18 protein-coding genes and 2 tRNA genes are annotated in these 9,239 nt (G+C 32.7%); 5 read left to right on the top strand and 15 right to left on the bottom strand.

What is annotated here, in order from left to right:
* The 15 genes from AUP43_RS18530 to AUP43_RS02405 all read right to left on the bottom strand — a co-directional run.
* Nucleotides 1-197: DNA adenine methylase (locus AUP43_RS18530; RefSeq protein WP_198154796.1), on the bottom strand; the 197-nt coding region annotated here is incomplete at its 3' end.
* A gap of 278 nt (nt 198-475) precedes the next feature.
* Nucleotides 476-790 (bottom strand): hypothetical protein, encoded by a 315-nt coding sequence (locus AUP43_RS02465; RefSeq protein WP_036851127.1) that lies wholly within the window; start codon nt 788-790, stop codon nt 476-478.
* An 84-nt stretch (nt 791-874) separates the two neighbouring features.
* Nucleotides 875-1,384 (bottom strand): hypothetical protein, encoded by a 510-nt coding sequence (locus AUP43_RS02460; RefSeq protein WP_036851125.1) that lies wholly within the window; start codon nt 1,382-1,384, stop codon nt 875-877.
* Nucleotides 1,381-1,596, bottom strand: coding sequence for a hypothetical protein (locus AUP43_RS02455; protein ID WP_036851123.1), 216 nt, complete (start codon nt 1,594-1,596; stop codon nt 1,381-1,383). The genes AUP43_RS02460 and AUP43_RS02455 overlap by 4 nt, the downstream gene beginning before the upstream one ends.
* A gap of 12 nt (nt 1,597-1,608) precedes the next feature.
* Entirely contained in the window at nt 1,609-1,968 is a 360-nt protein-coding gene (locus AUP43_RS02450; RefSeq protein ID WP_036851122.1) for a single-stranded DNA-binding protein, read from the bottom strand.
* Between the two features lie 4 nt (nt 1,969-1,972).
* The gene (locus AUP43_RS02445) at nt 1,973-2,539 is read right to left on the bottom strand and encodes a Sak single strand annealing protein (protein WP_036851120.1); all 567 of its coding nucleotides are present in this window, start codon (nt 2,537-2,539) and stop codon (nt 1,973-1,975) included.
* Nucleotides 2,536-2,832 carry a hypothetical protein gene (locus AUP43_RS02440; protein ID WP_036851118.1) on the bottom strand — a complete coding sequence of 99 codons (297 nt, stop codon included), beginning with the start codon at nt 2,830-2,832 and terminating at the stop codon, nt 2,536-2,538. The genes AUP43_RS02445 and AUP43_RS02440 overlap by 4 nt, the downstream gene beginning before the upstream one ends.
* On the bottom strand, nt 2,819-3,202 hold the full coding sequence (locus AUP43_RS02435) for a DUF7413 domain-containing protein (RefSeq protein WP_197064472.1): 384 nt from the start codon (nt 3,200-3,202) through the stop codon (nt 2,819-2,821). The genes AUP43_RS02440 and AUP43_RS02435 overlap by 14 nt, the downstream gene beginning before the upstream one ends.
* A gap of 123 nt (nt 3,203-3,325) precedes the next feature.
* Nucleotides 3,326-3,712 carry a hypothetical protein gene (locus AUP43_RS02430; RefSeq protein ID WP_036851114.1) on the bottom strand — a complete coding sequence of 129 codons (387 nt, stop codon included), beginning with the start codon at nt 3,710-3,712 and terminating at the stop codon, nt 3,326-3,328.
* Between the two features lie 56 nt (nt 3,713-3,768).
* Nucleotides 3,769-4,026, bottom strand: a complete 258-nt coding sequence (locus AUP43_RS02425; protein WP_197064473.1) for a hypothetical protein — start codon at nt 4,024-4,026, stop codon at nt 3,769-3,771.
* A gap of 146 nt (nt 4,027-4,172) precedes the next feature.
* Nucleotides 4,173-5,069 (bottom strand): AAA family ATPase, encoded by an 897-nt coding sequence (locus AUP43_RS02415; protein ID WP_036851106.1) that lies wholly within the window; start codon nt 5,067-5,069, stop codon nt 4,173-4,175.
* Nucleotides 5,066-5,416 carry an HNH endonuclease signature motif containing protein gene (locus tag AUP43_RS18525; protein ID WP_046091362.1) on the bottom strand — a complete coding sequence of 117 codons (351 nt, stop codon included), beginning with the start codon at nt 5,414-5,416 and terminating at the stop codon, nt 5,066-5,068. The genes AUP43_RS02415 and AUP43_RS18525 overlap by 4 nt, the downstream gene beginning before the upstream one ends.
* 167 nt (nt 5,417-5,583) lie before the next feature.
* The gene (locus AUP43_RS18875) at nt 5,584-5,805 is read right to left on the bottom strand and encodes a hypothetical protein (protein WP_036851104.1); all 222 of its coding nucleotides are present in this window, start codon (nt 5,803-5,805) and stop codon (nt 5,584-5,586) included.
* Between the two features lie 115 nt (nt 5,806-5,920).
* Nucleotides 5,921-6,613, bottom strand: a complete 693-nt coding sequence (locus AUP43_RS02410; RefSeq protein ID WP_036851102.1) for a hypothetical protein — start codon at nt 6,611-6,613, stop codon at nt 5,921-5,923.
* Nucleotides 6,614-7,179: 566 nt separating this feature from the next.
* Entirely contained in the window at nt 7,180-7,368 is a 189-nt protein-coding gene (locus tag AUP43_RS02405) for a hypothetical protein (protein ID WP_067552176.1), read from the bottom strand.
* A 130-nt stretch (nt 7,369-7,498) separates the two neighbouring features.
* On the opposite strand from AUP43_RS02405, the gene AUP43_RS19535 reads away from it, so the two are divergent.
* The 5 genes from AUP43_RS19535 to AUP43_RS02390 all read left to right on the top strand — a co-directional run bounded on the left by AUP43_RS19535 (nt 7,499) and on the right by AUP43_RS02390 (nt 8,743).
* Nucleotides 7,499-7,627 (top strand): hypothetical protein, encoded by a 129-nt coding sequence (locus AUP43_RS19535; RefSeq protein WP_015979565.1) that lies wholly within the window; start codon nt 7,499-7,501, stop codon nt 7,625-7,627.
* A gap of 4 nt (nt 7,628-7,631) precedes the next feature.
* Nucleotides 7,632-7,763, top strand: coding sequence for a hypothetical protein (locus AUP43_RS19530; protein ID WP_015979566.1), 132 nt, complete (start codon nt 7,632-7,634; stop codon nt 7,761-7,763).
* On the top strand, nt 7,760-8,242 hold the full coding sequence (locus AUP43_RS02400; RefSeq protein WP_036851100.1) for a hypothetical protein: 483 nt from the start codon (nt 7,760-7,762) through the stop codon (nt 8,240-8,242). Before AUP43_RS19530 ends, AUP43_RS02400 begins: the two co-directional genes overlap by 4 nt.
* Nucleotides 8,243-8,531: 289 nt before the next feature.
* A tRNA-Trp gene (locus AUP43_RS02395) sits at nt 8,532-8,602 on the top strand.
* Nucleotides 8,603-8,671: 69 nt separating this feature from the next.
* Nucleotides 8,672-8,743, top strand: a tRNA-Pro gene (locus AUP43_RS02390).
* Nucleotides 8,744-9,239: the final 496 nt, after the last annotated feature.

Raw genomic sequence — 9,239 nt, 5'->3', positions numbered from 1 at the left:
TATACTTTTAAGCCATTTAAAATACATTCGGATGTAATTGCTCCGCCTCCTCCGAAGATGTCGTATATCGGCTTGTCTGTGCCAAAGTTCTGTTTGATAATCTCAACTATTTTCTTGCTTATCTTTTTCTTGCTTCCTTGGTATGGTAATCCAATAGGTTTACCTTTTCTGATTTTCTTCTCGTCTAAACTAAGCATTATTTATTGTCTTTCTAGTTTGGTAAAATTTATTCCAGTTTTCTATAAGTTCCAGCAACTTAGGTTCATCATATTCGGTAAATAGTTCAACCTGTGATGTAAACCAGCAGTGTAGACAGCGATCGCAACTATAACAGATGTTCACGTATCCTCTACAATCTTTGCAAACTCCTAAACCATTACTCATTGGTATATCGAAGCAGTGGCAATATCTTTTGTCATTAAAGTATTTTTGTTTCATTGTTACCTTTCTAGTTTATTCTATACCTTATTATAAGCTATTTCTTTTTATTTATCAAGCGATAAGTCCCATAGACTACTAATAAAATAATTGTTATTATAAATAGCGGTGGAATGAATACAGTTATCGCAAACCAAACAATAGATATTAAAGTATAGATCATGATTTTTAGTATTAATTTACCAGCAGGAGTTTCTTGAAAGGTTATATCCTCATCTAATGATGAATCATCTTCTTTCGAATTGCCGTAAAATATTTTGTCTTCATTTACTTCGTACTTGTTACCGCAATAATCACATTTACCATTAGTGAAACTTGAAGACCCACAGGTTACGCATTGTATTAAAATCATTTTATTACCTCCTTTCTTTAACTATATGTATTATTATATCAAAAAAGCTCTAAGCTGTCAAGCCTAAAGTTTTTATTCTTAATATTATTGTTCTTTCAATTTATTCTTGAACCAAATGATTCGTTCTTTGAACCAAGCGTCAACTCCTTCAGGACGTAGCCATTTACCTTGTTTAACTCCATTCTTTTCCATGAACTCAATCACTTTAGTTGGAGTTTCTGGTTCGTCCCACATATTATATTTTGCTGAATGGTATTTACTAAACATTTCAAGCGTTTCGATGTAGCTATCTTTCAGAAGTTCCGTGTCAAGCAATTTTTGGGCTTTCTCAGCACGTTTAGCAAGTCGTTCGTTAACTTGTTCCAGTTGTTCCTTTTGTCGCTGTAAGCTCAAATTATGGTTAATATAAGCAATTTGCTGTGCATGTCGTCCAAGTTTGCCTTGTGTATTAAGCTCGATCAGTTTAGCCATTCCCTCGCCAAGAATTTCATCAGCCACAAAGTTATGTTTATATTTTTTATTTGTGTTGCGTACATAGTTGTCAAGCGTTTGTTTAATTTTAAGTTTTTTGTGTAGCTCTCTTAATGTTGTCAATTTAATACTCCCTCATATATTTTACCAAACTTTAAAGCGTTAATTTTAACTAACTGCTTCAATTCTGATATAAATTGCTGTTCTCCGTCAAAGTCAAATGGCATTGATACGTTTTCCTTGATCCAAGCGAAAGCTCCGTCAAAGTCTTGTCTTAATAAGCTCATTTTATCCACGATGTCGATAATTTGCTCTCTCTCTTCTTCTGTGTACATGTAACCACCTTTCTAGAAAGGAAGTTCTGATTCATCAACTTCAACAGGTTCAGAACCACCAAATAAGTCTTGTTTAGCTTGTGATTGACTACTATTATCATTAGTGATAAATACTTTTTCAACCGTAGGGAAAACAAAGTTATAATTTACGTATTCTCCTGATTCCTTGGCTTGTACACGACCGCTGACCGTTACTGTGTCACCTAATTGAATGAAATCAGGCAAGAAAGCCGAACCGTACGCAACTTTTACGTTAGATCCCTTTTCTTTTTCAAATAATGGGACTGAAATAATTTTCTTATCGCCTTTTGCTGTACTTACTGTACGTGTATTTTTTTCATTCGCTTGTGCTGTTACTGTGATGATTGCCATTTAATTATTCCCCTTTTTCTGTTTCTTGCTGTGCTAACCAAATCTTCATGATGTCGGTAATTTCTTTTTTAGTCTTATTTTTCAAGCTGTCAATATTTTGGTATCCTAGTTGTTCAGCTCGTTTTATAAGTGGCTGAATCTCTCTAAGTCGTTGTTTTTCTGCTTCAAGCTCTTTTTGTTCTTCTGTTAGAACTGGTAAATCTTCATTTGCATAAATATATAGCCCTAAACCATGACGAGCAATTGCCTTAACTAGTCCACGCTGAATGGCTTTATTTACGTCCATAGAAGTCAGTTTTTCAACTGGGATAGATTGGTTACGATAGTCCATTACAGGCAAGTATTCAATGTGCTCCAAGCCCTCAATAGTCATACCAACCTTAACCCATGCTGTGCGACCGTCTGTGTGATAATTTAACCCTTGTTCATTTTCATAAACTTTACTGTTAGCTTCAGGATATACTTTTTTAACTTCAGACCATGCATATGCCCAACTAAGATAATCTAAATTATTCTTTTTGCTTTTCTTATCATTTACATTAATAACGCTTAGTTCTTCAAATACACTCATTCGATAACCTCTTCTCTCCAACCTTGGCTTTTAAGCTCTGAGGCTTTTGTCAAATCAGATTCACTAGATAAATAAAACTCCGAAGCATACTTTTTTGACAAAGTGTGAAAAGCATGCCCAAAGTAAAGTTTACCTTTCTCGCTTGCATGATTTGCTTCATTAAATTCTAAATACATTACTGACACTTTTTCCTTTGCTGTATCTGAATCTTTCTCTTTTTTAAGTTTTTCAGTAACTTTTTTCACAACTTCTTCTAGCTGTTTTTCATCAAATTTAATATTAATTGTTTCCATTTACTCCTCTTTCTACAATGAAGACGTCGCCTTGTCTTGTAATTTCAATATTATATTTAAGCATAGGCAGGATCCAACCTTTACCCCAATAGCTCCATAATTCGCTTATCAAGCCATATAAGCACTCGTTAGGCTCTGCCCTATACTTTGTTTCGTTCATTTCCTCAAGCTCTTTAGATAGCTTTCTGACACCTCTAGCGTAATGTTTACTAGCTTTTTCTTCTGCCCTTAAACTTTTGTAGTTGCTTTTCATATATGAACTTTCTAATATCGTCTTTCTGCTGTTTTTCCTCTTTATCAGACCAACTAACTTTTTGGCCTTTTCGCTTGCCACTTTGATAAACTCGTCTGTTATCATCAGGAAAGCCATTTTTTTCAAAGTACATTCTAGCATATTCAAAGTAATTTAAGCTGTTGATGTACTGCTGACTATCCTTTTTGTGATAATTAAGAGTTATCAATCGTCTTTCAGCTAGTGATTCAAAAGATGTTATCATACTTCTTCTTCAACGAAACCTAAAGCTAACAAAGCTTTATATTCCTCGCTCCCCTCTTTAACTTCAAGAGCATCTTGCTCGAATTTTGTTAATTGTTTAGACTGTCCAGCATAATATAATGCAGTTCCTCCGCTACTATCAGAAAAGTTATAAAACTTAAATTTAGGTTCAATAACTTCATAACCGTTAATGACAGCTTCAACCATTTTCAATTGCTCGTAACACTCAAAAGCACTACTTGGACATTTATCGCCGCCTATCCAATTGTATCCATAACCAAAACGAGTGATGTGACAAAGCGCTCGTTTTTTGTTTATTTCATCTTCAAGGTTTCCAAAAGTTTCAAGATAATCAGCTTGTTTTTGCGTTAATTTGACTACCATTTGTTAGTTCTCCTTTATTTCTATATATACTATTATACCAAAATTAATTATCGTTGTCAAATATTAGATGATATTTTTTTATTTATTTCTACTTTTAATTGTAATGCCCTAATCAATGCACGCTTAGAATAATCATTTTCGCAAGCTGCATGCAATTTTTTCGACTGTCTGACTAGAAATTCAGCACGTCCAAGCCATACTTTGAAAAGTTCGTCATTATGCCATTCTGCTTTTACCATTTCATCTAATGCACGATATAACCAACCGTACACTTCAGCGTGTAAAATAATAGCTTTGTTCTTGTAGTCGTTCATTGAGTTCATTTTTTGCTCTCTCTATTAATTTAAAGTCATCACTGTATAAAACAGGTTTTGAATATTGTTCATTCATGTTAAACCTTGAATAATAGTCATAGAAGTATTCATTTACTTTTTCATGGTAATAAACAACGTATTTTTTATCACTCATTTTCTGTTACTTTTCCTTTCTCTTTAGCTAAGTCTAAGAAAGCCTGTGCCGATTCTTTCGTCGTTTCGATTGGAGTTTCAGCCTTTACTTTTTCCACTAGTTCGCTATCTGGTTCTTTTTTTGATTTATTGACGCAAGTGAATACTGAATCAACGTATGAAAAGTTTAAATCATCGTCAAACTGATATCCACGCGCTTTGACTGATAACTTAGAGAAGTCGTTATGCTTGCCACGTTTAGGGCTTAACATTAACATAAATTCTGCCCATGCTGTTAGAGTAGAACCACCCAAGGCGTCACTAGGCTTTACCATATATGCTTTATCGTCCATTGAGTTTGCATAAGCTGATTTGTTTGCATGAGCTACTAACAAGAAAGTAACGTCTTGGAAAAGTAACTTTAAGCGTGTAATTCTCCTAAGCATTGGTTCAAAGTCTTTACCGTAGATAATGTCTCCATTTCTTAGCATTGTCATTAAATTATCCAAGATCACGAATTTTATATCATTTTCTTTAATGTATTCATATAATAAGTTCATGTGGTGCGAATCATCAAGCATAAACTCTCCACCTGTCAAAAAATGTAAGTCTTCTGGTGCATTATCTTTATTTCTAAGCCTTTTGTTTAACTCTCTGTCAGTATCTTCATTGTCTATGTATAGTGTCTTGCTTCGCTTTGTATCATAACCAAAAAAAGGTAACCCTTGCGATACCATTAAAGCCATGTGCATTGCTAGAGAGCTTTTAAATGACTTAAATGGAGCTACAAGTATTCCAGCTTGTGAACTTGGCATTAACGTATCAATAAGCCAGTCATCTTTTAAATTTATTAAGTCTTCACGCTCTTTTAAGTGCTTGGCTGTCTGTACTTTTTCAAATATATTGGTCACTTTTTAATTCTCCCCTTTTGGTTTATAGTTTTCAATACATATATTCCGTGTAATGTATTTTCTTGGCTAGTACACCATTCTAGGTTATTTAAATCGTTATTTTGCTTGTTTCCGTCAATATGGTTTACTATTTTTTTATTTTCTGGGTTAGGAATAAAAGCGAATGCTAATAATCTATGTTTTTTCACTTTCAAAGTTCTATTATCAAAACTTGCTGAAAATTGATAATAACCGTCTTTATCTTTGCTCTCTTTTTTTTGTTTACCGTTTTTAGAAAATAGTTTTCCGTCTTTTGTTAATGTGTATCTTTCTAACACTTTTTTATATAATTCATCATTAAACTTCATTTCTTTCTCCTTTAGTATATAATAACAAAAAAGACTTGAAAAGTCAAGCCTTAAACCTATTAAGCTCCTTAGCTGTACTTACTTTATCAAATAAATTCAACTTTCATGCCTCTCAATTTATAACCTTTTTTAATCCTACGACTAATGCCACCTGGTTTTTTCTCAATTTAGTCACTAGTTACCTCCATTGGCTCTGATTCTACGCAATAAACTTTGAACGGCTTTTCTTCTTTTGCTCCATTTCCGAAAAATAGCTCCCATTGATAATTTAATAAAACACAAGTCTTAATAGCTTCATGTTTTTTTGTATAAAGAGATAATCGTTTTCCGCTATAATTTTTAGCCACTGTGTCTTTATCAGTTGTTAGTGCCACATAGTAAATTTTCATTTATTTCTCCTTTTCTTATATCATGATATCAAATTATTTTATATTTGTCAATACTTAATTCCATTTTTTTCTTTTATGAATTTGTTTATACTATCTTGATTTAATCGTTTAGATATTATTTGAACCAAGATAAATCAATTTCATTAGCTAAATCAGCAATTTCTTTCAAGGCTTCTTCGTCTGTCATGCTTTTTAAATCACATTCTTTAAGTTTGCGTTCGATTTCATTAGCTGTTACAATCGCTTCTTCTAATGATTGAGTTCTAATAATATTTTTAGAAACTTGTTCTTGTTTAAGACGAAGTTTTTCTATTTCATCCGTTGTTTTGGGTTGTTCGTTATTTAATTTTTCTCTTATAGCGTCATCTTTTTTGCCATAAGTTTTTCTATAAATGATTTTTTCATATTCATCAGATGCCATTTTATTTGTTTTTGTGTTAAAGTTTTTCATATTTTTTCCATATTTTCTTCTAGCCCAACTTGCCAGTGATTTTTGATTAATGTTGTTTAAATATCTTTCGAAAGAATAAACTGTATGAAACTTTTGTTCATACTCAACTTTATTTGTTTCTTTGTTTATTGAGTATTTAAATGCTCTATCATACATAAAATTTAAGTAATCTGTGTGTAAATCTCCCAGAAGCGAATCATAATTGTCTCTTTTTTCTATTGTTTCTTTTGAAATTGCCTTACCTTTAGCTTTGCCTTTAGCTTTACCAACACGACATTTACGACCAGACTCTTTATATTTACATTTTGGGTTTTCTCCGTTACAATTAGAACAAAATTCTTGTTTAGGTCTAGCCATTTTTTTACCTCCTTTCTTGATGATAAATTAATTATATACTTTTATTTTAGACTTGTCAAGAATAAAAATATTGTTCGGAAATAACTATTGTTTTTATGCTTGTACATATTTATTGACATTTATTGTTCGGTTTTAGCTATTTTTTAATGTGCAAAAAAAACGTAGTAGAATATATTAATCTTTAATTTCGGACACTAATAATTATTTTTTTACGAGTTGGAAAGCTCTAAGTTATAAATCACCTAATCAATCAAACAATAAGCTAATTGTGCTTACTGATACCATACTTTACAAACAGGACACACAATGCACTTACTTTCTGCCACTTCTAGTCAAATTGCGGTTAAGCGTAAAACAAAAGCCACTAAGGTGGCAATTATTTTTTTATTTTCTCATATAATCTTTAACAATAAATAATATTAAGCAGTACAGCAAGCTAGTAAAAAACAAACTAAATGCAATTATACTAAAAAGTGGATAGAATGAACCTAAAATGCATAGACCTACTATAAAAGCTACAATTGCAAAAATTCCTAATAAAATTAATAAAGCGTAAATATATGTTTTCATTTATTTTCTCCTAAGTCAAAATGTATCGCTGGTTGACTATTCCATAGTTCTAATGTTTCCTTGTCTACTTCTGGTTGATTCATGTATTCTCTGTTCATTCTAGCTCTTGTATTAACTACTTTAATTTTAATACGTTTCTTGTATTCCTGTTGTCGTAAGTACATCAGATATTTATCTCTAGCCATAGTTACCTCCTATAAATAGTATAACACAAAATGCCTACAAAGTCAATCATAGCTTACATAACAGAGGATAAACCAAACCTGAAAAGTGCATTTGATATAATATATATATCAAGTTGAGAGAGGAAAGCAAATGACAGAGGAACAGCTACTATTTAAGCAAGAGACATTGTCAGAAGTTGACTTTAACGAGTTCTTACTTAACGCTGTTGAATGTGGTTTGATTAATCTTGATACAGCTTTAATTTTTAAGGGAGAATAAAGAAATGAATAAAGAGCATATTTTAGCACAAAAAGAAGTATTGACTCCGATTGAATATGAACACTATGTTAAGCACTTATTTGATATTGGAGAAATTACTAAAGAGCTTTATATTGAATTGAGTTCTGATTTATGAGCAAAGCCTTAGCTATTGACTTTAGCACCTCTAATACTGGTTACGCATTTCGTAATCCTTTGACAAATGAGTATGTAGTCGGTTCAATTGCAGGTGGTAAAAGTAAAGATCCTTTGGAACGTGCCAAGCTTATTGCTGACGGTATAACAGAAATTATTGAGCATTACAATTTATTTGACTACTTTATTTATATTGAAGAACCTATTATCACGTTCAAGTCTAAGGGAAACATCTCATTGATTAGAGCTAACGGTTCATTCTTGGGTGTCATGCGTAACCGTCATAACATTGGCTATGTTGATGTACCAAACAGTAAATGGTGTGGGTATCATCTAATTAAAGGTAAGAGTGCATTGCGAAAAGTACAAAGCATTGAGATACTCAAGAGCTATAACATAGTACCTGATAATGATATCAACGACGACATGGCAGACGCGTTCTGTATCTTACTCTATGTAGAAAGTCAGGAGAATGAATGATTGTAATTAATATTGCCTTGATTATTCTTGGCATTTTATATGGTGTAGGTTCGGTTACCAACTTTAAGGAGTGGTATTATCGCCATGACTATCTAGCTATTATGCTAAGTGTATTTACATCTATCTTATTGGTAGTGGCTGGAGTATTAAACGTTTTGAATTAAAAGAATAGGTGTACTGATTGACGGTACTTAAATGTCATAGAGTTGACAGCCAAGCATAGGGTGCAAACTGTAAAGCATACTGTTTGATTAAATGAGTACTAGCAACTAACAGCCCTTTGTATCTAGCGAACATAGTATAATGGTAATGCTACAGATTCCAAACCTGTAAACGTGGGTTCGATTCCTACTGTTCGTGTTCTCCTTTATTTTATTATATGTTATAAGTTATAGTTCTAGGTATTGAGCGTATTATGGCATATAGTAACAGGATATAGTGTTAATGGTAGCATGCGTGTTTTGGGAACATGTAGTGTTGGTTCGAGTCCAGCTATCCTGATGAGTGGTGTATAGTCCATAGACGAAGTGTTAAGCTATGGCACAACTATACAGATAACTGGTGCACGGTTATATCAGCTAACGAAAGTCCTAGTGTATTAAAGTGTCACAGGCATAACTAAGTGACAGCTGGTTAGAGTAATAAGGTGTACTAACGTGGTGTAGGGTTCGATTCCCTACTGCTCTATAATAAGATGCCAGCTACTGATAGTTAGTCATAGTTAGCAGTATAGTCTAATGGTAAACGTAGGTTCGATTCCTACTACTGCTATAAGACAAGGGGAGAAGCAAATGATTATATTATCTTTATTTATTATTATGTTGTTCATTAGTCCAAGTATAGCATTGTTGTTATTGCTATTGGTTATTAACCCAGTGTTCACGTTGCTATGGCTATTAGTGTGGCTTGCTATTAAACTATAAAGTAATTAGTAAAAGAAAATATTTTTTTATATATACTCCCCCCCATTAATCGCTATGTTAAGGGAAATTTTCAG

The organism is Oceanibaculum pacificum, from assembly GCF_001618175.1.
GTDB lineage: Bacteria > Pseudomonadota > Alphaproteobacteria > Oceanibaculales > Oceanibaculaceae > Oceanibaculum > Oceanibaculum pacificum.
The sequence above is the reverse complement of the archived record's forward strand: the minus strand, read 5'-3'. Positions and strand labels throughout refer to the sequence as shown.

Excerpts from the sequence above, each read along its gene's own strand:
- AUP43_RS02465 (WP_036851127.1), bottom strand. The coding sequence starts at position 790 with ATGATTTTAATACAATGCGTAACCTGTGGGTCTTCAAGTTTCACTAAT.
- AUP43_RS02455 (WP_036851123.1), bottom strand. The coding sequence starts at position 1,596 with ATGTACACAGAAGAAGAGAGAGAGCAAATTATCGACATCGTGGATAAA.
- AUP43_RS02450 (WP_036851122.1), bottom strand. The coding sequence starts at position 1,968 with ATGGCAATCATCACAGTAACAGCACAAGCGAATGAAAAAAATACACGT.
- AUP43_RS02445 (WP_036851120.1), bottom strand. The coding sequence starts at position 2,539 with ATGAGTGTATTTGAAGAACTAAGCGTTATTAATGTAAATGATAAGAAA.
- AUP43_RS02440 (WP_036851118.1), bottom strand. The coding sequence starts at position 2,832 with ATGGAAACAATTAATATTAAATTTGATGAAAAACAGCTAGAAGAAGTT.
- AUP43_RS02435 (WP_197064472.1), bottom strand. The coding sequence starts at position 3,202 with ATGGCTTTCCTGATGATAACAGACGAGTTTATCAAAGTGGCAAGCGAA.
- AUP43_RS02430 (WP_036851114.1), bottom strand. The coding sequence starts at position 3,712 with ATGGTAGTCAAATTAACGCAAAAACAAGCTGATTATCTTGAAACTTTT.
- AUP43_RS02425 (WP_197064473.1), bottom strand. The coding sequence starts at position 4,026 with ATGAACGACTACAAGAACAAAGCTATTATTTTACACGCTGAAGTGTAC.
- AUP43_RS18525 (WP_046091362.1), bottom strand. The coding sequence starts at position 5,416 with ATGAAGTTTAATGATGAATTATATAAAAAAGTGTTAGAAAGATACACA.
- AUP43_RS18875 (WP_036851104.1), bottom strand. The coding sequence starts at position 5,805 with ATGAAAATTTACTATGTGGCACTAACAACTGATAAAGACACAGTGGCT.
- AUP43_RS02410 (WP_036851102.1), bottom strand. The coding sequence starts at position 6,613 with ATGGCTAGACCTAAACAAGAATTTTGTTCTAATTGTAACGGAGAAAAC.
- AUP43_RS02405 (WP_067552176.1), bottom strand. The coding sequence starts at position 7,368 with ATGGCTAGAGATAAATATCTGATGTACTTACGACAACAGGAATACAAG.
- AUP43_RS19535 (WP_015979565.1), top strand. The coding sequence starts at position 7,499 with ATGACAGAGGAACAGCTACTATTTAAGCAAGAGACATTGTCAGAAGTT.
- AUP43_RS19530 (WP_015979566.1), top strand. The coding sequence starts at position 7,632 with ATGAATAAAGAGCATATTTTAGCACAAAAAGAAGTATTGACTCCGATT.
- AUP43_RS02400 (WP_036851100.1), top strand. The coding sequence starts at position 7,760 with ATGAGCAAAGCCTTAGCTATTGACTTTAGCACCTCTAATACTGGTTAC.